Raw genomic sequence first — 26669 nt, forward strand, 5'->3', positions numbered from 1 at the left:
AAATAGGAATTTATTAAGATTATTTGTCTGGTAAAAAATAAATATAATTAGGGTAGCAATGCCCACAAAATAAAGTTTTTTTGGGCTACTATGTAATTTATTAGTAAATAATTTTATATTTTTACGTAATAATTGATTCTCAAAATCTAAATTTATGCCTGTTTGAAGAAAATTCCAGCTTAAATATGAAGATTTATCAAGAACATGCTTGGCCGCAAACGGTAGAAGAAGCGATCGCAATTCAGGAGAAATTGCGCGATCAAATAATTACAGAAGATAAACTCCCGGAAACTGTGCAATATGTTGCCGGTGTAGATATGGGCTTTGAAGCCGATGGTACAATTAGCCGTGCAGCCGTGGCTGTATTGAGTTTTCCTGGCTTGCAAGTAGTGGAAACTGCGATCGCTTATCGTCCAACAACCTTTCCTTATATTCCCGGATTTCTGTCATTTCGCGAAATTCCAGCTGTACTTGATGCCCTAGAAAAAGTTAAAATCATCCCAGATCTAATTCTCTGCGATGGTCAGGGAATTGCCCATCCTCGCAGACTGGGGATAGCCAGCCATTTAGGATTGCTGATAGATATACCTACAATTGGTGCTGCTAAATCCTTGCTTATTGGCAAATATGAAGAAGTTCCAGAAACAAAAGGAAGCTGGCAACCCCTCATTCATAAAGGTGAAACCATCGGCGCAGTTTTACGCACCCGCACAGGAGTTAAACCTTTATATATTTCTAGCGGTCATCGAGTGAGTTTAGCAACAGCAATTGACTACGTATTACGTTGCACCACAAAATATAGACTGCCAGAAACTACTCGCATTGCTGATAAATTAGCCTCAGATCGCTAAACCGAAAACAGAGATAATACCTGTTGTTTGAAGTTTTTCCCAAATACTTGCTTGCTCAAGGCTAAACGTGTTAGGAATCGCACAGGGAGGAGTTGAAGTAACTCAATAAAAGTTACTAAGTTAGAAGCAAATGAACGCACTCACTTTACAGTGGCACGATGCAGGTCATGATATAACTCAGAATATTTACGAACAACAACCTAGCAAAAATCCGGGAACTGTCCGCATCGGTAGAGATCCACTCCGGTGCGACATTGTTGTTAGTAATCCTACTGTATCTGGTTTGCATGTAGAGATATTTTTTAACTCACAGCAACAAAGATTTTATATCCGCAACCTGCGATCGCAAAATCCGCCTTTAGTCGATAGACAACAACTAGTCCAAGGTGAACTACCTTTACAGGAAGGTAGCACCATTCAATTGGGACAAATGTTAGTCAAAGTAATTGCTGTTGCTATCAACAGTATTCCCGCAACAATTTTGACACCACCAACCCCACCAACCCCACTCACCCCACCCATAGGTACTACCCAGCCGACCAAAAACCTTATCAATCAACAGCCCATCAACCCACAGCCACCAGTACAACCTAAATATCCCCAGTATCACCAACATCACCAACATCACCAGCATCACCAGCACCAACATGTAACTCCTGCACCACAAGGAGTGTATGGCTTAGAATGTCCTAAATGTCACAAAGTATCACCCCCAGAAAATCTGCAAGTTGGCTGTCCTTGGTGTGGTACATCTTTAGCAGCAGCCGTCAGCGTCTTAGTCTCACCCAATCATTAAGGGACTTACAAAAAATAAATTACCCAAATTCTGTAGTGCGAGCATCTTGCTCGCTTTTGAACACCAGCGAGCAAGATGCTCGCATTACAAATTGATGGGGTATTTAAAAAATTGGATATCCCTAAAGTACAGTATTAACCGTTGACTGTTGACCGTTGACTGTTGACCATTGACTATTGTACAGACGCGATTAATCGCGTCTCTAACAACTGACTATTGACCATTGACCAATGACTAACGTAGAAATTCTATTAAGTTGGGACGATCCAGCTACAGGGGAACGACGAGAACCGAGATTAGCTGTACCTATCGCTTTTGGACGAGAATTCGCTCGTTTACCTAACGAAGTGGGGGGACAGCGTGTCTCGCGGATGCTGCTAAATAGCGAGCAAGTTTCTCGCTATCATGCGCTAATAGATTGGGAACAAAATCAACTGGTTATTACCGATCAAGGTAGTGTTAATGGTGTATTTATCAACGGTCAACGCCAAACACGCAGCGTTATAGCTAACGGTGATACAGTACAAATTGGCCCCTACCAAATTACAGTAACCTTCAGTGTTAACGCACCACCTCCGGTTACTAGTCCCCCTTCAACTATTCAATTTAATCCCACAACCAATATTCCAGATCCGAGTTTACCACCTGCTCCCGTTGTCACACCTTTGGGTAGCAATTTTCCGCCACCAGCATTTCAAGCTCAACATGTCGTTGTCCAAGCGCTACACGCAACAGGCTTACCTGTAGATGAATGCGATTATCTAGCAGTTGGGGCGGGATTGGGTAGCTTTATCTGGACAGATTTACTGCGTCTTAGCGGTGTTCGTGCTGACAAAATTGTCGCCTTGGGCTTAGAAGCTGAACCTTACGCCCGTTACAAGCGCCTGTGTTTAAATTCGCAAATTCCTTTACATGAAAGATTGCGGTCTAATTCTGATTCCTGTCCTGATAATATTTGGGGCTGGCCTAGCTATGCTTTAAGAGAAGCTTGGCATGATTTTCGGCAAGGTCAGCTAGAAACAGCTTTTAGATATTTATGGCAGGTATTTGGCGAACCAACACTTGTAGAAACTTATACACCCCGTGCAGGTAATGTCTTTGATTCTATAGACCGAGAAGCTAGACGTATTGGTTGGCAACAAATTTATCGTTATGGGCGTGTCAGAGCAATTCGCAAAACTGAAGATGGTAGATATTGCGTAGCTTATTCTCGCGGCCCGGGAAATTATGCTTTTTTGATTACACGTTATTTGCACTTAGCAACAGGCTATCCAGCAATTCAGTTTTTACCAGATTTACAAGCTTATAGAGAAAAATATCAAGATTTTAAGGCTGTTGTAAATGCCTATGAAGAACACGATCATGTTTATCAGCAGCTAGAACAACAGGGTGGGATTGTCTTACTACGTGGGCGGGGAATTGTAGCTTCGCGGATTGTGCAGCGAATTTATGAAGCCCGCAAGAAAAATCGCAATATTACAGTTTTGCATTTAATGCGATCGCCTAAACCCAAAGGCAACACATTCCAAAAAGCTACCCGCCTAGTCAAAAATCATTATGAATTTCAACCGTTTAACTGGCCGAAAGCCTGTTGGAGCGGGGAATTGCGGGTCATGCTAGAAAAAGCCACTCCCGACCAACGCAAAAGCCTACTCGCAGACTGGGGCGGTACTACCACCGCCGACCGCTATGATTGGCAACAAATCACAGATATAGGCTTAAGTGAAGGCTGGTATCAAATTACCTTTGGTGATGTACTCGGTGTAGAACAAGGTAGCAAAAATCGCACTATTACCCATATCCGCGAAAAGGGTTTGGGAGAAATGAAGCTAGAAGCCGACTTTATTGTTGACGCCACTGGTTTAGATGCCAAAGTCCAGACTAATCCTTTATTAGATGACTTCGTCAAACATTACAATTTGCCCCTCAATCACCTGGGGCGCTTAGTTGTTGCCAACAACTTTGAGCTAGTAGAAATGCGTAACAACAAAGGTCAAATGTATGCCGCCGGAGCAATTACCCTTGGCGGCCCCTACGCCGCCGTTGATAGCTTCTTAGGCTTGCAGTACGCCGCAGTCGTCGCCGTTGACGGACTCGCCGCCGCCCGCGCCCCAGGAGTTAAACCCTTGAACGCCATCAGTTCTTTTAATCAGTGGCTGAAGTGGGTGTTTAATCAGTCTCCCAGTTAGGTAATCGCCCAAAGGCAAGGAGGACAAGGGAGACAAGGGGGACAAGGAAGACAATTGTACAGACGCGATTAATCGCGTCTCTAACAAATGCCCAATGCCCCATGCCCAATGCCCCATGCCCAAAATAAATCTATGACAGCCGAAAATTCCCCTAATCCATTTCTCCATCTGAAGGTTCGCTACTTATGTTTGCGGGCTATATTATTAACGATTGGTCTTGGTATTGTCCTCGGTCTGGTGGAAGGCTTTCTGAGAGTAAAATTTAACAATCAATTTACTACTCTCTTTCTCTACATATTAATTTTTAGCTTCCTTTGTCTTTGGCAGCTAGCAGACTTTCAGCGCTTTGGCATTCGATTGCAATATGTGGTTGGCCGATTACCTAAAAAGTATAAATGGCTACCTATGCTTGGGTTAGTCTTCTTAATAATTCTGTTTTCCCTTAGCGCCTATTTGGTATCATTTTATTTGCTCTCCTTGGCAGCGCCTTCCTTTGTCGAAAATGTTATGCGTCAGCTGGCTAGTAGTCCATCACCACGCAATACTGCACCACCTTTTTATAATTTATTTTCAGCCATAGTATACATAGTCATTGCGCCAATTACTGAAGAATTTCTCTTTCGCGGTATTATCTTGCAGCGCTGGGCAAGCAAATGGGGTATTCCTACTGCGTTAATAGTTTCTGGCATAATGTTTGGTATGTTACATGCTAATGTGCTGGGATTATCTTTATTTGGCATCATCATGGGGGTTTTATATATTAAAACCCGCACGCTGATTGTACCTATCGCCTGTCATGCATTTAACAATTCTCTCGCCGTAGGTATGGGATTATTATCTAGTGGTTCTAAAACTACCACTTCAGTCACGAACCAAATCGAACAATTACGTTCTCTTTGGTGGATTGGAGTTGTATTGATGCTGATTTCCCTCCCTTTGCTAGCCCGCTTTCTCTATCGCAATTGGCCGCGCCAAGGTACATTAATTCCCTACTTGCTTAACTCTTCTCAACATATAGAGTAGGAAGATACACTGTAATGGTGTACAAATGTATAGAATTTTGTAGAGATATAAAATAAACTCTTTTTAAAATGCAAACATTCGCGCGACCTTCCTCAATGCAGCTGTCCATAGCACCAAATCAATGCCAGCCTTTGAAGATTATCGCACTGGGAGATAGCTTAGTATATGGATTCGGCGATCCAGATAAAGGGGGCTGGGTCGAACAACTACGGCGACAGTGGATGTTACCGGATAGTAGCGGTCACATACTTTATAATCTGGGAGTCAGAGGCGATCGCACTCAACAAGTCGCCCAAAGATTAGAAGTAGAATTTCGCCACCGAGGTGAACTGCGAAATCGCGTCCCCGATTTAATCATTTTATCTGTAGGCGTAAACGATTCAGCGCGGTTATCTCGTCTTGATGGGCGGAATTATACAGATTTTGGCTTATTTGAATCACAAATTGCCGAATTACTAGAACAAGCGCAACAACTTTGTCCTGTGGTATTTGTGGGGATGGTTCCCGTTGATGAAGCCAAAATGCCATTCCTCAATTGCTTCTATTACAATCACGCCGATCAATATCGCTATAAAGAAGCCACGAAAATTGCTTGCAATCAACGCCGTATTCCCTATCTTGATATTTTAGACCAATGGATGGAACGTGGCGAACTTTGGCGGCGCAAACGCATCAGCGATGATGGACTTCATCCCAACACCTTAGGTTATCAAGCTTTGTTAGAAGATGTAATTAATTGGCCAGCATTAACTAAGTATCAATCTCCCGTAGCGATTTAAAAAAACTGCCATTTTTCAGAAAAGCTCCACAATCTTGTGGAGTTTTTTATTGTGATACCAATTTAAATAGCTTTTGCGGCACATCAATATATTCTAGAGGGCATGGCAGTGCCATGCCCCTACCATCTGTCGTCTTCTTTTTTCAAATTGGTATGAGTATGATTAAGCTTAATTAAACTAACTACTCAGTACTTTTATGACACCTACTTTATTCGGTCGCTGGCAAACTCGATTATTATTACTAGCAACTGTAGGCGTAGTAGTATCCTTACCCTTTGCGATCGGTTTAATTGGTAATACACCTAGTACAGCTTATTTCTGGGTACTCGCTTACGTCGCCATCTTTGGGTTAGGTTGGGATGTACTTTATAACTATCTGCAAAAATTCCGTTGGGATCGAGACTGGCCTGCAGCTTACCAACTCTTGGCGGGAATTTGGGAATTTATCTTTGTCTTCTGTGGCGTCAAAATATTTGGCTTTCTACCCATCCCCAAAGAAGAACTAGCACCACAATTCTTATTGATCCATTACAGCATTGTTTGGCTAGCAATTTTCATTTCCTCCCAAAGCCTCATGCGCATCATCTTCCCCCGTTGGCGTTTCCGAGGCGGCGAATGGCTATAGGTTATTGTTGACGGTTGACGGTTGACTGTTGACTGTTGAGCAATGCCCAATGCCCAATGCCCAATGCCCAATGCCCCATGCCCAATGCCCAATGCCCAATGCCCCATGCCCCATACCCAAATGTATCCTACATCACACAAGTACCCAAAATCCTTACAGAGCAGGAATATTTGTACTTTTATAAAGTATAATTAAGAAAAAGATAACAAAAAATCAGCAGTAAAGTAGGCTAAATATTGCCATAAATACTTCCCAGAAATGGGTAAAGCTTTATTGTGTTTTATAACAACTAATCGGTATCTTTGACTTGCAATGAGCAAGTATTTTTAGAAACCAGAAAAAAGTGTAAATTTCCCAGTTGAAGAGGCAAATAACAGCGTGGGTGAGTATCAATCTGCTCAACTAAGGCGCTACGATCCAGAAGCGATCGCCCGTTATTATCGTTACCGTCCCTGGCTTGTTTGGGGGCGTTTACTGAGAATTATCTGGTCTTTCTCTGGATTTATTATTAGTTTGAAGTGGGATGAATGGCAAAATCAAGTAGAGCAGAACAAGAGGAAACGCGCCACTCAATTACGTGAACTGCTTACTCGTCTAGGCCCCACCTTCATTAAAGTAGGTCAAGCCCTATCTACTAGACCTGACTTGATACGTAAAGACTTCTTAGAAGAACTGATCAAGTTACAAGACCAATTACCAGCTTTCGATAATGGATTGGCTTATCAAATTATCGAAACTGAACTCGATCGCTCAATTAGCGAAGTCTTTAGCGAACTATCACCTAAACCCGTAGCCGCAGCTAGCTTAGGTCAAGTTTATCGCGCTCGCTTAATGAGTGGTGAAGAAGTCGCCGTCAAAGTCCAGCGCCCTAATTTACGACCAACTTTGACCAAAGACTTATACCTCATGCGTTGGGGTGCAACTTGGCTAGCACCTTGGTTACCATTAAATCTCGGTCACGATCTCTCCTTAATTGTGGATGAGTTTGGTACCAAGTTATTTGAGGAAATCGATTACATTAATGAAGGGCGCAACGCGGAAAAATTCGCTCATAACTTCCGTGACGATCCTAGCGTCAAAGTTCCTAGTATTTATTGGCGGTATACTAATAGCCGCGTGTTAACTCTGGAATGGATTAACGGCTTTAAATTGACAGATACCAAAAGTATCCGTGCTGTCGGTTTAGATCCAGAGGAGATCATCAAAATTGGGGTTACCTCCGGTTTACAACAGCTATTAGAATATGGTTTCTTCCATGCAGATCCTCACCCAGGTAACCTGTTTGCCACGCCCGATGGTAGGATGGCTTACATTGACTTTGGGATGATGGATCAGCTAGAGGAAACTACCAAAGAAACGCTGGTAGATGCTTTAGTGCATCTGGTAAATAAAGACTACACCGACTTAGCCGCAGACTTTGTCAAGTTGGGTTTTCTCACGCCAGAGACAAATATTTGCCCGATTGTACCAGCATTAGAATCAGTGTTAGGGAATGCGATCGGTAAAAATGTTAGCGATTTTAACTTCAAAACCATTACCGATGAATTCTCGGAATTGATGTATGAATATCCTTTCCGAGTGCCGGCGAAGTTTGCTTTAATTATTCGTTCCCTGGTTACCCAAGAAGGGATTGCTTTAAGCCTCAACCCCAATTTTAAAATTGTTGAGGTGGGTTATCCCTATATAGCCAGACGCTTGCTGACTGGTGAATCTCCCCAATTACGGCGACGGCTACTAAACGTGCTGTTTAAAGATGGTAGATTTCAGTGGCAACGGTTAGAAAACTTAATTGCGATCGCCCGTACCGATGACAGCTTTGATGTCTTACCTACAGCTCAGATGGGGTTACAATTTCTGCTGTCTGAAGAAGGTAAGTTCCTGCGTCAGCAACTAGTGCTAGCCCTCACAGAAGACGATCGTCTGCATACAGAAGAAGTTCAACGCCTGTGGAACCTAGTTAAAGATGACTTACAGCCAAATCGTCTATTCAATGTGGCGATCGGTTTTTTAACAGAGTTATCAAGAGAAGGCGCAGCCGCGATTCTCCCAACAGCCACATCCTTTATGACTTTTGGTAGCAATTCTGCGCCAAGCCAAAACTAACACATCGAAACTAACAAGTAAAAACGCCCAATTAGTTTGACAATTCTCTGCAATTAGGAGTTTTCATGTACTATTACCCTCTGCATCCGCCTTATTTCTTACTACTTGTTGGTTTATTGATCGCCGTAACTTCTGGCATTGCTCTGTCTGGTACATTAAAAGTAATTGCGCAGAAATGGGCAAGCAAGCGAGCAAAAAGTGTGAAACCAAAATCTCAATTAAAAGAACTCTTCGTACCCTTTCTTGGTATCACCGGCGGTATTTCTTTATTTCTCACTTCCGGGTTACAGATATTTGGTTTTCCTGTCTTTTTGGCTTTAGGAATTGGCTTACCAATTAGTTTACTAACTTGTTTACTAGTGTGGTTGCAATTGGGTAGTATGTTGGAGTTTGTCGAAAGTCGAGGAATGCAATCTCTAGATTTAGATTCTTTATCTTAAGACTGATAGCAATAGCTGCCAAAATATAACTACGCAAACTTTGCCACTCACCGGAAACTGACAAACTTTGGAATTAAGTGATTTACTTAATCCAATCCGGTGTAGTGGTTTTTTAGTCTGCGTTTAAGCTTGTTAACTAACGCCAAAAAGTTTGTGGAATTTTTCATCTTTTTGAACCAATATTTTGAGCCTCAATATACGATATAAAAATATGCTGTGTTTTATCAGCTTATTAATTATTCTTCTCAAAATTGACAGTTTTGGATATTCAATTTCCTGATGCATCTGGAAGTAAATAGCTTTTTCTTGGAGATCTGATTGGCCATTTTTAATTCTTATTAATTCTATATTGTCCTTAAAAAAAGGAAATTTATCTTCCCGATCAAATCTAATCATTAATCCCACTTTTTCTGCTGCTAAACCCATAGCATAACCTTCTCCATGATAAATGCCTTGGGTTTCAAAAAAATAAGAAATAGTTTCCCAGAATTGAAAGAATTTTTTTTCTAATTCATCCTGCTTCCTCATAAAAAACATAAATTCATGAAACCATTGCACTTTTTGAATATCGATATCTAGCTTTTGAGCCACTTCTTCTATAACTTGAATTTCTTTGCAACTATTAATATTTGCTATGTGGTGGAGCAAATCACAACCAGTTCTCGCTGTGATTCCTGGAAGCGGATTCATTGGTTTTTCGACAGCACCAATAACTCGCACATCAGAATCTAAAAACATACAACTGTTAAATAGTGAGAGAGACTTTTCCAAGACAAAGCGTTTATCATGATATCCTTTCACGCTTTGAAGCCTGTGCTTGAAGGCGAGAACGTGAGTAAATTCTCGAAAATCTTCTGGCTCATCGGTGAGGATGCATAAAGCTGTAGCTGGTATGTATTGCTGAATATCTTGGGCTAGCATCCTTGCATGATGACGATACCTTTTACCCACAGCCAATGTACAAAAGCAGAATTCTTGAGACATCTCCATAATTATCTCTCCAATGTTGATATAAGTATTTTTAATTGCTGAGTCATGGCAAATTTATTGAATAACTTTATTCTTAAAATTGCGATAGTTAAGCTTAATATTGTTAATTTTTTGTTGGATAAAACTGCTAGTCAGATTTTGCATCTGGATTAGCATATTTGGACGAATGAATTTTTGCGGACGCTGCTCAGGAGATTTTAAATAACGATAATGCAAAAATACATCTCGGTAAGGAATATCCACATCTTCACCAGCACAAAGTTTAGTAAATGCTGATGCACCTATGCTCATATAGTGCAGATATGTTAAACGTCTTCCTTTGTCGTAGAGAACATAATCTTGCACATCAAATTGAGAAATCCAGTGATTACCTGTGGTATTTTCATAATCATCATAGGCGAAATTATAATAGGCAATATCACTTTTTAATACCATGTAGTTAAATAAAGATTGATCTGGCCCTCCTAAAGCCATAACATCAGCTTCACCAGACTGTAATTTATCCAGGAGAGTAGTTAATAAATCTGCGGAAAAAATTTGTTTTTTAGCCGCAAACCAACCAGCACAGAATATATGAGAAGGTAACTTTTCTGCTGGTAAAACCTGCTTGATTAAATCTGGAGCGCCATCAAAAATATATTTTAATTCTGACTTATACTGAAAGTCATTTGTCACCCAATCATATTGATTTAACTTGACATATATATAATCAATCGGACTCATTAACAGTGTATCTGCATCAAAATAAATAAACTTATCGAAATTTCCGTCTAAAGCACATAATTTTCGATGCATTGGCAGCCTATATAACTCTGCTAATCCCCATTCTCGCCAAGTTTTTTGCGCTCTTGGATAGTTTTTCCATACCTGAGTGGCAAAATTATCCCAGTAATTGATAGAAGCATAATCGGCAAATAAAGTCACATTTTCTCTAGTGGCAATTTCTGCTTTTACCTTATCTAATTGTTCATTATAAGGAATAACACAAATAGGAATATTTTTACCAGCATTAGCTTCTATACTGTTGAGTAAAGCTACTAATTGGTCATAAACTACATCATTGGCTAAAGTATAAATACCATCAATCATGGCAATAATCCAGTTATTAAGTATGGGCAGTGACAAAGGGAAATAAACGCCGAGTTAGTTTAGGAATAAATGCAAATTTCCCTTCATGCAGATAACGATAGTATTCCCATAATTCCCAATAAGGGCTATTGGCTTTTATTTTGATTCCCGCCCAATGAAGATATTTCAGTGGTTGTCCTCTGTCATAAAGTGCATATCCTTGCTGTTGAAAATTTCGCGAACCAGCCCAACTCCCAGCGCCACCACTAGGAATTTTCACAAGATTACCGCGTTTAGGAATTAGTTTGAGAACTAGATAATTTAAAATTGGTTGATCGGTAACGCCTTCAGAAAAATCAAAATATTCGCGATGGGCTGCACATTCCCGCAAAGTTGCATCCATCTTTTCTTCGGTAATCGCACCTTTTTTAGAAGCCCAAAAACCACTATTAAAAACGTCTTCTAGTTGGGTATCGGAAAAAATTTGTTCTTCTTGGACTAGAGGAGAAAAGATATTGCGTAATTTATCATTTGCGTGATGATAATCGCAGCAGAAGAAATCAACTTCAGATAGTTTACCTAAATTGTCAGCAATTTTTTCAAAAACAACAATATCAGTGTCAATATAAATAAACTCATCTAAAGGGCCAAACCAAGTGACTAGCTTGCGCATTTTGTTAGGTAAGGCGAGAAAATCTCTATTGAAAATTTCGCTGATGCGCTTGGTAAACTGCTCAATTAATTCTAGGTTGGGGAAAAGTTTGACATTATGTAATGTACTGAGTTTAGCGAAAATATTGTGATAATTTTCATTAAAAGGTATGAGATAAACGAGAACTTCTGGGTCAAATAGGCGAATACTATTAAGTAACGCGATCGCATTATCTATTACCTTGTCGTTAGCGACGATATAAATACCTCGATTCATAAATTATCCTTGGGGAATTAGCTTGAATTTTCTTAATGCTCTGGTTAATAAATTAGGTGGTGGAGCATTATATGGTTTAGGAGAATGAGCAAATACTGGACGCTTTTCGGGTTCGTGTAAGTAGCGATAATATAGAAATAATTCTCTATAGGGAAACTCGATATTTTCTCCTGCACATACTGCTTGGTGAATGTTAGGAGGAATGCCGATATAGTGTAAGTAAGTTAATCGCTTACCTTTGTCATATAAAATTTTATCCTGTTCTATAAAATGCTGAGAAGTAACTGTACAGCCTGTAACTTGGCTTGCGGGTAAGTAATGGGCAAAGTTATAAATGGGAATACCAGAGCGCATAAACATATAATTTAGGACTGGCTGATCGCCTGTGGGATAAAGAATTTCTCTTTCACCTGATTGTAAATGCGCTGATAATTCAACTATTTTTTCTGGGCTAAATAATCCTTTTTTTGAGCCATAAAAGCCAGAGCAAAATATTTCTTTATCTACCCGTTCTTTTGTAAATACATTCAAAAATTTATCTGATTTTATGTTGTAAACTTTATCTGGAAATTTAAATTGAAAGTCATAAACTACACAATCATATTCCTCTAATTTCTGCCATACTATATCTAGTGAATTCATCACTAAAGTATCAGCGTCTAAATAAATAAATTTATCAAAAGGCCCGTCAAAAGCACAAAATCTGCGATGTCCCCCATATATTCTATATTTATTTCTATTCATGCTTGCTGGGCTAGCCTCTAGCATAAATTTATCCCAGCGTTTAATTGATTCTTGATTATCGTAAAGAAAGACATTAGGACGTTGCGCGATCGCATCTGCAATCCGTTGAGTTTGCTCATCAAAAGGATAGATACAAACAGGAATATCTTTACCTAATATTGCATCAATACTATTTAGGAGCGCAATCAACTGATCGTAAACATAATCATTACCAAGAGTACAAATCCCATTCATAATTTATGATTGTTGAATAACAAAATTTGACAGCCAATTTAATAAATTTAATTTGTGTAAAATAATTTGCCTTGCTTGCGCGATCGCATCTTTCGCTGCATACCAAGCATCTGGTGTAGCAGTCACTTCTTTAATGTAAGCAATACCTTTCTCATCTAAACTAGGTAATCTTAAAAAACTACCTGGTGGTAATAATTTATCTGCGGCAGAGCCGCCATAATAAATTGGTAAACACCAAGCAAGTAAACTATCCCAAAGTTTCTCGCTAACATACCAATTATTATCAGCATAATTTTCAATTGCTAAGTTGTAATAATATGGTGCCATGCCATACCATTTATTACCTAATTCTCCCGATATCTTTGCCCATTTAGGTAAATTACGCCCGTACAAATCAAACTGAATTTGGCTATTTTGTAGAGAACGCAAAAACTCTAAACGCTGGCGATGATTGGCTGTGCGATTAATTCCTGAAGTAATCCAACTACAGGAAGAAATTTTTTCTGGACATGGCATTTCATTTAAATCTTGGAAAGAATTAGAATGATACCAAATCGCCGGCATATAATCGGGAGTCGGTGCAAAATCATCGGGGCCGGAAACGTAGCCACAATAATTTTGTGCTTGTTGATAATTAGATTTATTAATTTCTAGAATTTCGTCTAAAGGTGGCTCTCTTAATAAATATATTATGCGCTTTTTGTCAACGCCACGCAGCAGATAATTCTCATCAATTACTGACTGTTTGGCTGGTTTACGAAATTTATCTAACCAAGATTTTTTTGCAGATGGTTGGACAAAATCGAACTGATACATGAGCAGAAAATCTGGTTTTGCTGCTAGTGCTTGCATTTGGATATTACCCCATCTGCCAAAGGGATTTGGTGTTTGTTGCCATAGCCAATCGGCTCTAGTTTCTAATCCCCGATAGCTGCTAATCATGCCAATAGTTTTCATCATTTTAATTATTGAAAATTAACTTAAGTAACAAATCCTGGAAGTAGAGATTGATCGACATAACTTAAGATTTTGGCAGCGCGATTTTCCCAAGAAAACTGCTGCACAAACTCCACGCTATCTGCATAACCTTCTACTTTGTGGGGATGAGTTTCTAAAACGCGCTGTAAAGATTCAGCAAACTTTACGGGGTTATCTGGTTCGCACCAAGCAGCTATAGCTTTACTATGCTTAAATTCAATTAATGACGGAATTTCTGTGGCGACAATTGGGGTTCCGGAAGCGAAGTAATCAAATAACTTTAATGGTGATGTAAAAGTTGCAGCTTTACCAGCACAGTGAGGGTGAACTAAAACATCGGCAGCTTGAAGCAAAGAGGCTAATTCATGATGTAAAATATAGCCTAAAAAGCTAATATTAAAAACTTGCTTTTCTGTAGATAATTCCTGATAATATGCAACTTCATTACTATTACCACCTGCACAAACAAAATGTACATCTGGCATTTGCTTGGCAACTTCAACTAGCATATCAATACCTTTAAATTGCTGTAGCGCTCCGGCATATACTACTAAATATGCATATTTTTGGAGTAATTTCTTGCGCCATTCTGCGGCTTTTTCTGGTTGTCTCTGCATAAATAAGCGATTAAAACCGTTATGTAACTTAATCGCTTTTTCTGCTGGCATACCATTTTTAATTATTGATTCGCGAATGGTATCGGCTACTGTAACGGTAATTTGTAATAGTGGATTATTGACAATTTCTGACTCAAATTGCTTATCTTCATGATGATGGTGTTCGTAAATTGCTGGCACACCATTTTTAATTGCTGCTTTGATAAAATTCCAGTTGCGACTATGAACAAGTTTTGTAGTAGGAAGTATATGTAAGGGTAAATAATATTTACAAGTAATAGTGTTGGAATCAGCTAATTTATGCCTAATTTTGTCAATCGGCCAAGGCATGGGTACAGGAGAAACTTTTAACTTATCCTGCAAGTTGTAATATTTAATCAGTTCTTCTGGTGTTGTTCGCGGTTGAAAAGGATGAATAAGGTTAATTAAATTGTGCAGTTTTATTTTTTTTTCTGGATATACCAAAACAGTTGAATAACCCAGATTAGCCGCACCATTGGCAGCATTGGTAGACTGGACTAAATGGGCTGCTGGCTTAGGTAAAGTCTCGCCAATAAAGAATATATAATGCTTTTTATTATCAAGATTTATCATAATTTTAACTGCTGATAATATCTTCAATTTTTTGGAGTTTTTCAAGTAAGTACATAGCAGATTTATAGGACTCTTCTATTATTTTACGCTCTTCTTTCTGACCATATAAATTGTTTTCTGATAGGGAGCGGAGAGATACAAGTATGAGATTAATATAATGGCGGAAATCATTAGACATTTGCATCAAAGTTGGCATTTGGAGAATAAAGCCTTTGTGATTTGATTCGAGCAATGCAGTTAAATTTTTATTGATTTGCATGTTGATAATGTCGTCAAAAATATCAATAATATTTAGAATTCGCCAAGCTAATTTGTAAATTGTTTCTATTATCTCTTGCCGTTCTTGAATATCATCTACCAAATCATCAACTAATAACTGAAGAAAACCAATTATCGAGTTAAGTTGCGTGCGAATTTCGTGAGAAATACGGCTCAAGCTTTTATTTTGATAAACGCTAACTTCACGAGGATAGGCGATTTGTGTTGAAAATTTACGCATTGCACCGAGAATTTTTATCCGTGCTGAGTTCTTTTCAGGATTTTCGGTAAATTGCATAGAGTAGAGGTTGGAGTAATAGCCGGCTTTTTGTAAAAGTTCCTCATGGGTTCCGACTTCTACCACGCTTCCACGATCTAAGACTGCTATTTGATGAGCTTTTTGAACTGTGGAAAGACGATGTGCAATTATCAATGTGGTGCGATCGCGGCTTAACTCGTCCAGCGCAGTTTGTACTAAGCGTTCGGAAACCGTATCTAAGGCGCTGGTAGCTTCGTCAAGAATTAAAATCTCCGGGTTTTGGACTAACGCGCGCGCGATCGCTAATCTTTGTCTTTGTCCCCCAGATAACATAACACCGCGATCGCCAATTAAGGTATCAAATCCTTCAGGTAATTTACTAATAAATTCATAGGCGTTGGCTTGCTTGGCTGCTGTAATAATCTCTTCTTCAGTCGCTTCTGGTCTACCATAGGCGATGTTATACCGCACTGATTCGTTAAACAGAAAGGTATCTTGGCTAACAATACCCATCCGTTTTCTGAAGGAGAAAATATCGAATTCTCGCAAGTCTGTGCCATCAATGGTAATACGTCCGGCGATCGGGTCATAAAATCTGGGTAACAAATCTGCTAAAGTCGATTTTCCCGCACCAGAACCACCCACCAACGCCAGGGTTTGACCGCGAGGTAAATATAAACTGATATCTTCAAGGACTAACTTTTCCTGACCGGGATAGCTAAAAGATAGTCCTTCAAAACTCACTCCCTCTTCTAATTGGGTGTAAATCAGCTTACCATTGCCCATTAATGGCTTATTCTCTAGGCTTAAAAATTCACTGACAATATTGACACTAGCAGCAGTGCTAGCAAATGCACTGCGTAAAGCGTTTAATTGAGAAATTAATGGTAGTACCCGCAATAAGACTAATAAATATGTTAAAAGTACGGTGGAAAGGGAGAGAATTTGATCGGCTAAAAAAGTCTTACTTAATAAGACAATCAGCATTAAAGCTGTGACTCCCATGACCTCACTCATAGGTGCGATCGCTTCTGAATTTACCTGAGATTGAAAATCAGCTTTTTCGCGATTCCTAATTAATTTTTTAATTTTGTTAAATTCTCGATTTTCATTGCCTGTAGACTTAACTAAGCGAATGCCATTGAGCATTTCTAAAATATTAATAGAATATGCTTTTGACATTTCGCTAAGTTGAGTACCAAACTTTTTAGAACGCGCGATCGCAAATTGATTAATAAAGGTCACTATAGATAATAAAAATGTGGCGGCAATTGTCATATGCCAAGAAATTGACAATAATAAGCCGACGAAGACAATAATAGTAATTATAAGAATAATTAATTTAATTGTATTACCTATACAAGTTGATGCCCGGCCGATTTCTCCCCCTAGTTTATGGATTAAATCGCCAACTTTTGTTTTAGCAAAATAATCTATATCAACTTCTAATAATAGGTTTAATCCGGCTTCTCGCATATCTGCTGTTAGCTTCCGAGTTAAAGAACTCGATGCCAAACTGCTACTATAATTAGCTAAATTTTTGAGGGCAATTGTTAATATAATCACCCCAGCCATAACTCCGATACCATAAGGTTCAGTGATTTGATCAAACGGAGACATAATAGTTTTTAAAATTGGCGGGCCGTTGCTTAAATCTACTTCGTGACCGACAATTTTTAAAATCACTGGGACAATTAAAGTTGTGCTGACACCATTAAATAATGCTCCTGAAAAACCTAAAATTATTGTTAGAATGCACAAGCCTGGATAAGGCTTGGCAAATCTTAGTAGGAGGTTTCTAGTAGACATCAGTTATGTGTATAATAATTTATTCATTATTAACACAATCTTCAAATTATTGCCAAATTAACTAAAGCAATCTTTTTGGTTAATTATTTCAGTAAAAATACAGTTATTCTTCAATATAAGTCAATTAAAACTAATATTTATTGAATAGTAACATACCTATTTGTCTAGATAGTTACAACCGAAAAATTACTGATTCTAAACTAGCAGCCATAGCTTCTATACTATATTTTTCTACACATCTTTCTCGCGCTTTTTTACCGCGTTGATTTGCTAGTTCTAAATTATGAAATATTAATTGAATTTGTGTAGCCAGTTGTTCTGGGTTAGCTGGTGCAACTAAATAACCAGTTTCACCTAAAATTGCGGGAATATCTCCAACTATGGTTGATAATACAGGCTTTGCCATTGACATCCCATCTGTTAGTTTTAAAGGAAATTGCGCGCGAGTTTCTGGTGTATCTCTTTGAGGAACAACAACAATGTGAGCAGCCGCTACTACATCTGGCATGATTTCGGCTGGATAATTGGGTAATTTAACAATCCAACGTCCCCATTTTTGTTGCAATTCTTCATCGTAATTATCGTAAGGACTACCACCGACGATGACTAGTTTTAAATCTTGCCGATTAATTTTATCTAGTGCTAATAAAACATCTTCTACACCTTTATAGGGTCTAGGTGCGCCAGGAAACATTAATATTTTATATCCTGATAAACCATAGCGGATTCTGCTAGCTTCAGGATGATATTTATCTGGGTTAAATAATGCTGTATCTTTGCCATTAGGAATTATTTGACCGCCAAAACGCTGTTGCAAAAAACTTGTATGTACTGTGATTGCATCAGCATAAATACAGCAATTCTCCAGCCATTTAATATATAAAGGATGATAGGGATTTCTCAAAGCACCATTTGGTCTTAATATATCCCTGGCTACCTGTTTTAATGTAGGATGGTAATGCCACTCATCCCCACCATGCCAGCTAAGTTCCCAATCATCTATATCTAAAATTATAGGTTTTCTGCTAGATAATTTTTTCAGTAGAGCCACACCAAAGCTAGCTAATTGTGGTTTAATTGCATAGATAATATCGCCTTGAATTTTTGGTAAGATTTGGAGAATATTCTGGGCAAAGCCGGGAAAATTCATTCCGGGTAAATGATATATTTTAAATTCAGGTGGTAAATTACTATATAATTTATCACCAAAGATAAAACCTAAAATTTCTACATCTATATCTAAAGTTTTAATAGCTTTACTTAATAGGTAAGCACGCATAATAGCTGCACTAGATAAGTCAGCTACTAACAGTGATATTTTGGTGATTTTTTTCACAAGTTGATTACTTGGTACGCCAAGGATTAGTCAGTTGATTGGGTAAAAAGATTTTCGCTAATTTATCGAAGATTCTGGTAAATAAAGAGCGAGTGATATTTTTAGCATACTGGGGTCGATAAGGATAGGTACAGTGAAGTACTTTAATTTCTCCAGTAATTGTGTAGGCATCTTGCCATTTACTAAGATAATTGTAGTTTGGTGGGAGTATTTTTAGATTTGGTTTGACAGATGCGATCGCAGCTGCAAAAGCACCTTGATCTTTGAGTAATAATTTCTCTTGATTATTTTTAACGATTTCAAAATAATGTTTAAATTTTGCAAATAAGGTTTCAGTTGTTTCACTTTTACGAAAAGCGATGAAACCACCATTGTACTGTATACTATCTTCATCAAGCGGTAGACCTACAGCTTGTAAAGTTGGTAAAACTTGTGCTAAGTTTTCTTTTTGATTTCCCCGTAATAAATTTGTAGCTTTAGCAATACTTGGTTGTACGTCTTCGGTTAATAATAAATCCTGTTTTTCTAAAAATTCAAATACATCATTAATATCTGATAATAAACAAATATCTGAATCTAAGTAAATTGTGCGCTCGAATTCAGAATTTGCATATAGAGATAGCTTTGCTTCTCGTGAAGCTAAAACAGTATTTTGATTTGTAGGCGCTGGTTTTAAAATAACATTGTTGAATCTTTGGAGCAGAGGATAAAGAATCCAAGGAACGCGATCGATTAAAATAATTATCGGTTCTTGGTGAAACTTTCTGACAGATGCTAAAAAATGAATACAATCTTGAAATGAATAAATTCCTGTGAGAATAGTAATAAATCCTCTAGTTGCGTTTTTCATATATTATAGGAATTTTTAAGACTTAATTTTTGATACAATAAATTAATTTAACTTTTGGATTTTTTAGCGCACAGATGATTGATTAATAACAAATTGTTAATTTATATGAATTAAGCAATAAATGCTTGTTGCCCAAGACAACAAGCATAATCCAAGGGTAGATGTTATTGGTTGAATATTTAGAAAAAAGATATCGCCTACACCATATACTACCAATCCATTAATTTCAATTGTCCGGTTTGTACATGGTCAAATACGCGATTAATTAGGCGGCGATCTCCATCGTTTATATTGCCATTAGCCAAAACAGTAGAAGTAAGCAAATTATGATCTTGACGACTCATTCTTCCCGACGAAATAATGCGATCTACGATTTGCTGCACTCCTTTTTCTGGTTGACTAGTGACAGTTTTGTACATCAAAGTCTGATAAGTCATAAATCTCCTACAGATGCAATAAAACATGACAATACTTGCTCGCCTTTAAATATCTAAAAAGGAGATAGCTAAAAATTTAATAAATATTAAATTTTTACTAAAAAAGCAAATATTGCAGATTCCTGATGATCGACATTCTTTTTGTATTAATCACAAAGAGAATAAGTTCACTCTAACTTCGCATTTTAGCTACTTCCAGAGAAATTGTACTGATTAATAACAACATTTATTATGACTGTTGATTATCGAGTCAGGGTAAATACGGTTGTGTGTGGAGATAGTTAAGAGGTTTTACAGGTAGAATGTACAAAATGTAAACACTTTATATGGCTCAATTAAGGGGGAGCATCCCAATTTTGACGCAATACCCTAGAAGGGTATTGCTATACCAACAAAGCCTGCCTTCGCAGGCTATCAAACTTTTAGCCTGCGAAGGCAGGCTTCGTATTTCTAGCCCCACCCTTGTAGGGTGAGGGCGTTTTTGCACATTTGGGATGCTCCCCAATGAAGGTGCCATTTAATTTGTGACAGCAATTATTAGTTATGAGCCATTAATCTAAGGAATTTGAAGTTATGCAGGTATTTCGTCTGGAAGCACTTTCCGATAACTACATATTCTTGTTGTACGATCGCACCGAAAATATCGCCGCAGTTGTCGATCCAGCAGAAGCTGAACCTGTATTCAAGAAGCTGGCTGAACTAAAAGCCGATTTGGTAGCAATTTTTAACACCCACCACCATCACGATCATGTGGGTGGTAATCAGCAGCTAATGCAAAAATTCCCAGGGGTGACGGTATATGGCGGAGTTGAGGATCGGGGGAGAATTCCCGGACAGCAGGTATTTTTAGAAGATGGCTCTCGCGTTCAATTTGGCGATCGCATTGCTGAAGTCATCTTTGTTCCCGGACATACCCGCGCTCACATCGCTTATTATTTTCCGCCAGAAATAGCTGGAGAAACAGGGGAATTATTCTGCGGCGATACCTTATTTGCTGGGGGTTGCGGTCGTTTATTTGAAGGGACACCTGCACAAATGGTCAACTCTTTAAGTAAGCTACGCTCTCTACCTGATAATACTCGTGTATGGTGTGCCCATGAATATACATTGAATAATTTAAAATTTGCCTTGACTGTAGATGGGGAAAACAGCGATTTACAGCAGAGGTTTGCAGAAGTGACAGCTTACCGTAGTCGAGGGGAAGCGACAGTTCCTTCCCTGTTGGGAGTGGAGAAACGCACCAATCCTTTTTTACGCTGGGAGGAGCCTGCACTACAATTAGCGACGAAAAGTCATGAGCCGGTGCAAACTTTTGCCAGAATTAGGGGAATGAAGGATAGGTTTTAGTCATTTGTCATTTGTCATTTGTCATTTGTCATTGGTCATTTGTCAACCGTCAACCGTCAACCGTCAACAGTTACTGATATGTCCTATTCCAGCGCCTTTTCTCCTGACTATAAAACAGCAAGGAATCGCTTCCGCGCTGCGGGGTTGGCTTTGGGGTGTGGTTTAGAAGCCTACTCTATTGAGGAAATTGGGACGGATGGGGAAGAGTTGACTATTGATGTGGCGATGCTAGGAAACCCTAAGGCGCAAAAGGTTGTGGTGGTATCGAGTGGGTTACATGGGGTAGAGGGGTTTTTTGGTTCGGCGGTGCAATGTGCTTTGTTGGAGGAACGCCTGAAAAACTGGAAACCACCTGCTGATTTGGCGTTATTGCTATTACATGCTTTGAATCCCTACGGCTTTGCTTGGTTGAGACGTTGGAATGAAGATAATGTCGATTTGAATCGTAATTTTCTGCTACCGGGTGAAGAATATCGGGGTAGTCCGCAAATGTATGGCGATTTAAATGCTTTTTTTAACCCCACTTCACCGCCTTCACGGTTTGAGCCTTTTTTGCTGAAAGCGATCGCTCTTATTCTCCGTTATGGTATTACTTCTCTAACAAAGACTTTACCAGTGGGACAATACGACTTTCCCCAAGGTTTATTTTTCGGCGGACATGCTCCCGCAAAAACTTACCGCATTCTCGATGCAAATCTGTCTCGCTGGATGGGAGAAGCAAAGGATGTAGTTCACGTTGACTTACACACAGGATTGGGAAAGAAAGCAACCTATAAACTGTTTATTGAAGATGCTCCAGAATCCGAGTCTACCCGGTGGTTAACAGAGAAATTTGGCGCAAATTATGTGGAACCTTATCAAACTAGAATGGTAGCTTATAAATTTCGCGGCGGTTTGGGGAATTGGTGTCAAGCAAAATTACCCCAATCTAACTATAAATATCTAACAGCAGAATTTGGTACTTATTCAGTTATTCAGGTAGTTGCAGCATTACGCGCAGAAAATCGCGCACATTTTTTTGCGCCAGCTAATCACCCATGTAGAGAATGGACAAGCCAGCAATTAAAAGAAGTTTTTGTCCCTGCAGACAAGGTTTGGCGCGATACAGTAGTCGCTCAAGGACTGGATTTGGTAGAACGCGCGATCGCGTCATTATAAACCAAGACAAATTTTTTGGCGCATAGGAGTTGCGATCGCACCCTACCATTCGCTAGGATCTTTAAGCTTTGGGATATTAGCCAAGCCACTTGGGATACAGCTACACATCTGTTAGCTATCCGGCTGCAACCCAAGTTAATGAGATTCTACAGGAAAACGAAAAAACAATGGCGAAGCGCGTACAGTTAGTTTTAACTCAGGATGTTTATAAACTGGGTAAATTAGGCGATTTAGTGGATGTAGCACCAGGCTATGCTCGTAATTATTTGATTCCTCAAAAGTTAGCAACTCATGCTACTCCTGGGATTCTCAAGCAAGTAGAACGCCGTCGCGAACAAGAACTTCAACGGCAATTAGAATTGAGACAACAAGCTTTAGAACAAAAAGCAGCTCTCGAAAAAGTTACCAGCTTGCAAATTGCCAAGCAAGTTGGTGAAAACGAAGCTATCTTCGGTACTGTTACCGCTCAAGATGTTGCAGATGCAATTAAAGCAGCGACAAATCAAGAAGTGGATCGTCGCGGTATTACACTACCCGATATTAACCACCTTGGTACTTACAAAGCTGAAATTAAGCTGCATTCCGACGTAACCGCGCAACTCGATATTCAAGTTGTGGCTAGCTAAGGCAATAATTTGTAATTCGTAATTCGTAGTTCGTAATTGCTAATTAATTGAGGATGTGGGTAATTTAATTGATGCATGGATTCAAGATAAATAAATCGTTTTCCTTGGTTCCATTTACCACATTCATCTGCTAAAAATTATTACGAATTACGAATTAATAATTACGAATTATATATTTGCTGTGAGACCGCAAATTTTAGACTATAGCAATCCTCAAAGAGTCACAAATACCCATCTTCCTTGTCTTCCTTGTCCCCCTTGTCTTCCTTGTCCTTTTGATTTACATATCAAATAGGATTGCTATATAAGATTAATAGCTAAACCCCGATCGCAATTTTAAAGCGCTTATGGCTGAAGGACTAAGTTTTCAAGGCGATGGTAGCGAACGCCTTCCACCCCAAAATATTGAAGCAGAAGAGGCGATTTTGGGGGGAATTTTGCTAGATCCAGAAGCGATTGGTCGAGTTAGCGATCGCTTAATTGCTGAAGCTTTTTACATTAGCGCCCATAAAGAAATTTATCAAGCCGCCTTACGACTCCACGCGCAAGGTAAACCTACAGATTTGCTTTCAGTTACCAGTTGGCTAGCTGATAACGATATGCTTAACCGCATTGGCGGGAGAAATAAATTAGCCACCCTTGTAGATCGCACAGTTTCAGCCGTTAATATTGACGCCTTAGCAGTATTAGTCATGGATAAATACATGCGGCGACAATTAATTAAAGCTGGTAATGAAATTGTGCATTTAGGTTATGAAACTGATAAAGATTTACCAATAGTTTTAGATCAAGCAGAACAAAAAGTTTTTGGTGTTACTCAAGAAAAAGTACAGTCAGGCTTAATTCACATTTCTGATGTCTTAATTAATAATTTTCAGGATATTGAAGAGCGAAATCAAGGTATTTCTTTACCGGGAATTCCCTGTGGTTTCTATGATTTAGATGCAATGACTAGCGGTTTTCAGCGTTCTGATTTAATTATTGTCGCTGCTAGACCGGCAATGGGAAAGACTAGCTTTGCAATGAATCTCGCACAATATATTGCTCATTCGGAAGTTCCTGTTAAGGGTAGCGATGTTGTCGAGATGAAAAAATTACCAGTTGCTGTTTTTAGTTTAGAAATGTCTAAAGAACAACTGGTACAACGTTTATTAGCTAGTGAAGCGGGAATTGAAAGCGGTTATTTACGTAGTGGAAGGCTAAGTCAAGCACAGTGGGAACCTTTAAGCTTGGCTATTAGTAAGCTTTCTGATATTCCAATTTTTATTGATGATACGCCAAATATCACTGTCACCCAAATGCGCAGTCAGGCGCGAAGATTGCAAGCAGAACAAGGGATAAATTTGGGTTTAATTGTCATAGATTACCTGCAATTAATGGAAGGTGCAGGTGATAACCGAGTACAAGAATTATCAAAAATTACACGTTCTTTAAAAGGTTTAGCGCGGGAATTATCGGTTCCAGTAATTGCTTTATCGCAGTTAAGTCGCGGAGTAGAAGCACGTACTAATAAGCGTCCAATGTTGTCAGATTTAAGAGAATCGGGATCGATTGAACAAGACGCGGATTTAGTAATTATGTTGTACCGCGATGATTATTACAATAATGACACTCCCGATCGCGGTATTGCTGAAGTTATAGTAGCTAAACACCGTAACGGCCCTACAGGTACGGTAAAACTCTTATTCGATCCGCAGTTTACCAAGTTTAAAAACTTAGCTCGCCCCAATAATTATTAAAATTCATTCTTGAGTGGGATGGAACGCAAGGAGATGCGATCGCACTATAACAACTGACCCTTGTACAGACGCGATTAATCGCGTCTCTGACAACTAACAAATACAGATTTGATTATCACTTGACACCAGTTTAACTTATTTTACTTATCATTCATACTCTCTGGTGTCAATAAGTACATTTTTCATGTACTGATTAATAATATAGTTAAAATAAAGTTTTGTTAAGCGAGGACTACGAATGTACATTGTACAGATTGCCTCGGAGTGCGCTCCTGTAATTAAAGCAGGCGGTTTAGGGGATGTTGTCTACGGATTGAGTCGGGAATTAGAAATTCGTGGGCATTGTGTCGAACTAATTCTGCCCAAATATGATTGTATGCGCTACGACCATATTTGGGGATTACACGAAGCCTATCGCAATCTATCTGTACCCTGGTACGGTGGAGCCATTACTTGTTCTGTTGAGTGCGGTTGGGTACATGGACGAGTATGTTTCTTTATTGAACCCCACTCTCAAGATAATTTCTTTAATCGCGGTTGCTATTACGGCTGTGACGACGACAATATGCGTTTTGCTTTCTTTAGCAAAGCAGCATTGGAATTTTTACTGCAAAGTAACAAGCGCCCTGATGTTATCCATTGTCATGACTGGCAAACAGGCTTAATTCCAGTCATGCTCCATGAAATGTACAAGTATTATGGCATGGAGTATCAACGAGCTTGCTACACTATCCATAACTTTAAGCATCAAGGTATGGGTGGTGTAGAAACACTCCAAGCCACAGGTTTAAATCGACCAGAATATTACTTCCAATACGATAAGCTGCGTGACAACTTCAACCCCTTTGCCTTGAACTTTATGAAGGCGGGTATAGTTTACTCCAATGCTGTCACCACAGTTTCACCAAACCACGCTTGGGAAGCGCGTACCAGCGAAATAGGTTGTGGTTTAGGTCATACTTTGCATTTGCATCAAGATAAATTCCAGGGAATACTTAACGGTATTGATTACGATTTTTGGAATCCAGAAGTTGACCGTTACATCCCCTCTAATTACAACAAAGACACTTTTGACAAGAAATTTGATAACAAAAAAGCTTTGCAAGAGCGGCTTTTGCTCCGCCAAGAAGATAAACCGATCGTTGCTTATATTGGGCGTTTAGATAATCAAAAAGGCGTGCATCTGGTACATCACGCTATTTATTACGCTCTCAATAAAGGAGCGCAGTTTGTATTACTAGGTTCGGCAACAGAACCGGGAATTAATGCCCAATTCCAACATGAAAAACAGTTTTTAAATAACAACCCAGATGTTCATTTAGAACTAGGTTTTAATGAAGAATTATCTCACCTAATTTATGCAGGTGCAGATATGATTGTTGTGCCTAGTAATTTTGAACCTTGCGGGTTAACGCAAATGATTGGGTTAAAATACGGTACTGTTCCTATTGTGCGCGGTGTCGGCGGTTTGGTAAATACAGTATTTGACCGCAACTACGATGAGAATTTACCACCAGAAAAACGTAATGGTTTTGTATTCTACCAAAGCGATAATGCTGCCCTTGAGTCTGCAATGGGACGAGCAATTGATTTGTGGAATTATTCTCCCGAAGAGTTCCGCGAATTAGCTATTCAGGGTATGGAGTATGACTACTCCTGGAATATTCCTGGCGGGGAATATGTAGAAATTTACGATTGGATTAGACACAAGTGGTAATTTCAATTACCTTAAAATTGGCTACATAATGATATAGGGATGCGGAGAATAATTTGTAGCCAGCCGTGTAGTTGATACTGTACCGTTATCTAAAAACTAGATCAATAAGAAGGTGGCTTTGCCGCCTTTTTTCTTGGCTTAAATTTTATGTAGCGCTCGTTACCACTGGTATTT

23 protein-coding genes are annotated in these 26669 nt (G+C 39.1%); 13 read left to right on the forward strand and 10 right to left on the reverse strand.

Translation table 11 applies throughout. The annotated features are described in order from the left end of the window. Positions 1-185: 185 nt before the first annotated feature. The 8 genes from nfi to H6G08_RS00400 all read left to right on the forward strand — a co-directional run bounded on the left by nfi (position 186) and on the right by H6G08_RS00400 (position 8806). Positions 186-851: a deoxyribonuclease V gene (nfi, locus tag H6G08_RS00365; RefSeq protein ID WP_190538322.1), complete on the forward strand. Its 666-nt coding sequence runs from the start codon at positions 186-188 to the stop codon at positions 849-851. Between the two features lie 130 nt (positions 852-981). Then, positions 982-1647: an FHA domain-containing protein gene (locus H6G08_RS00370; protein ID WP_190538323.1), complete on the forward strand. Its 666-nt coding sequence runs from the start codon at positions 982-984 to the stop codon at positions 1645-1647. A 230-nt stretch (positions 1648-1877) separates the two neighbouring features. Further along, a complete protein-coding gene (locus H6G08_RS00375) occupies positions 1878-3836 on the forward strand; it encodes an FHA domain-containing protein (RefSeq protein WP_190538324.1) in 1959 nt (652 codons plus the stop codon). A gap of 108 nt (positions 3837-3944) precedes the next feature. Then, complete coding sequence (locus tag H6G08_RS00380) at positions 3945-4859, forward strand: CPBP family intramembrane glutamic endopeptidase (RefSeq protein ID WP_242046029.1); 915 nt, start codon at positions 3945-3947, stop codon at positions 4857-4859. Positions 4860-4927: 68 nt separating this feature from the next. Next, positions 4928-5638 (forward strand): GDSL-type esterase/lipase family protein, encoded by a 711-nt coding sequence (locus tag H6G08_RS00385; protein ID WP_190538325.1) that lies wholly within the window; start codon positions 4928-4930, stop codon positions 5636-5638. Between the two features lie 196 nt (positions 5639-5834). Beyond that, a complete protein-coding gene (locus tag H6G08_RS00390; protein ID WP_190538326.1) occupies positions 5835-6263 on the forward strand; it encodes a hypothetical protein in 429 nt (142 codons plus the stop codon). Positions 6264-6641: 378 nt separating this feature from the next. Then, positions 6642-8366, forward strand: coding sequence for an ABC1 kinase family protein (locus tag H6G08_RS00395; protein ID WP_190538327.1), 1725 nt, complete (start codon positions 6642-6644; stop codon positions 8364-8366). A 65-nt stretch (positions 8367-8431) separates the two neighbouring features. Continuing rightward, complete coding sequence (locus tag H6G08_RS00400; RefSeq protein WP_190538328.1) at positions 8432-8806, forward strand: hypothetical protein; 375 nt, start codon at positions 8432-8434, stop codon at positions 8804-8806. 132 nt (positions 8807-8938) lie between these two features. Here the strand turns inward: H6G08_RS00400 and H6G08_RS00405 are convergent, their stop codons facing one another. From H6G08_RS00405 to H6G08_RS00450, 10 genes are all read right to left on the reverse strand, one after another. Continuing rightward, on the reverse strand, positions 8939-9796 hold the full coding sequence (locus tag H6G08_RS00405; RefSeq protein WP_190538329.1) for a hypothetical protein: 858 nt from the start codon (positions 9794-9796) through the stop codon (positions 8939-8941). A 54-nt stretch (positions 9797-9850) separates the two neighbouring features. Next, positions 9851-10885, reverse strand: coding sequence for an Npun_R2821/Npun_R2822 family protein (locus tag H6G08_RS00410; RefSeq protein ID WP_190538330.1), 1035 nt, complete (start codon positions 10883-10885; stop codon positions 9851-9853). Between the two features lie 16 nt (positions 10886-10901). Further along, positions 10902-11792: an Npun_R2821/Npun_R2822 family protein gene (locus tag H6G08_RS00415; protein ID WP_190538331.1), complete on the reverse strand. Its 891-nt coding sequence runs from the start codon at positions 11790-11792 to the stop codon at positions 10902-10904. Positions 11793-11795: 3 nt separating this feature from the next. Then, positions 11796-12770 (reverse strand): Npun_R2821/Npun_R2822 family protein, encoded by a 975-nt coding sequence (locus H6G08_RS00420; protein ID WP_190538332.1) that lies wholly within the window; start codon positions 12768-12770, stop codon positions 11796-11798. Positions 12771-12773: 3 nt separating this feature from the next. Beyond that, a complete protein-coding gene (locus H6G08_RS00425) occupies positions 12774-13727 on the reverse strand; it encodes a glycosyltransferase family 10 domain-containing protein (RefSeq protein ID WP_190538443.1) in 954 nt (317 codons plus the stop codon). A 23-nt stretch (positions 13728-13750) separates the two neighbouring features. Further along, a complete protein-coding gene (locus tag H6G08_RS00430) occupies positions 13751-14959 on the reverse strand; it encodes a glycosyltransferase family 4 protein (RefSeq protein ID WP_190538333.1) in 1209 nt (402 codons plus the stop codon). Positions 14960-14963: 4 nt separating this feature from the next. Continuing rightward, the gene (locus H6G08_RS00435) at positions 14964-17285 is read right to left on the reverse strand and encodes an ATP-binding cassette domain-containing protein (protein WP_190538334.1); all 2322 of its coding nucleotides are present in this window, start codon (positions 17283-17285) and stop codon (positions 14964-14966) included. 172 nt (positions 17286-17457) lie between these two features. After that, complete coding sequence (locus H6G08_RS00440) at positions 17458-18621, reverse strand: glycosyltransferase family 4 protein (RefSeq protein WP_190538335.1); 1164 nt, start codon at positions 18619-18621, stop codon at positions 17458-17460. Positions 18622-18628: 7 nt separating this feature from the next. After that, a complete protein-coding gene (locus H6G08_RS00445) occupies positions 18629-19471 on the reverse strand; it encodes a hypothetical protein (RefSeq protein WP_190538336.1) in 843 nt (280 codons plus the stop codon). Positions 19472-19680: 209 nt separating this feature from the next. After that, positions 19681-19908 carry a hypothetical protein gene (locus tag H6G08_RS00450; RefSeq protein ID WP_190538337.1) on the reverse strand — a complete coding sequence of 76 codons (228 nt, stop codon included), beginning with the start codon at positions 19906-19908 and terminating at the stop codon, positions 19681-19683. 573 nt (positions 19909-20481) lie between these two features. Here H6G08_RS00450 and gloB point away from each other — a divergent pair. From gloB to glgA, 5 genes are all read left to right on the forward strand, one after another. Next, positions 20482-21255 (forward strand): hydroxyacylglutathione hydrolase, encoded by a 774-nt coding sequence (gene gloB / locus H6G08_RS00455; RefSeq protein WP_190538338.1) that lies wholly within the window; start codon positions 20482-20484, stop codon positions 21253-21255. Positions 21256-21333: 78 nt separating this feature from the next. Beyond that, complete coding sequence (locus H6G08_RS00460) at positions 21334-22413, forward strand: DUF2817 domain-containing protein (protein WP_190538444.1); 1080 nt, start codon at positions 21334-21336, stop codon at positions 22411-22413. 167 nt (positions 22414-22580) lie between these two features. Continuing rightward, positions 22581-23039, forward strand: a complete 459-nt coding sequence (gene rplI / locus H6G08_RS00465) for a 50S ribosomal protein L9 (protein WP_190538339.1) — start codon at positions 22581-22583, stop codon at positions 23037-23039. 347 nt (positions 23040-23386) lie between these two features. Beyond that, entirely contained in the window at positions 23387-24778 is a 1392-nt protein-coding gene (gene dnaB / locus H6G08_RS00470; protein ID WP_190538340.1) for a replicative DNA helicase, read from the forward strand. Positions 24779-25016: 238 nt separating this feature from the next. Then, complete coding sequence (gene glgA, locus H6G08_RS00475; protein ID WP_190538341.1) at positions 25017-26495, forward strand: glycogen synthase GlgA; 1479 nt, start codon at positions 25017-25019, stop codon at positions 26493-26495. Positions 26496-26669 lie beyond the last annotated feature (174 nt).

It is taken from the genome of Calothrix anomala FACHB-343, from assembly GCF_014696435.1.
GTDB classification, from domain to species: domain Bacteria; phylum Cyanobacteriota; class Cyanobacteriia; order Cyanobacteriales; family Nostocaceae; genus Aulosira; species Aulosira anomala_A.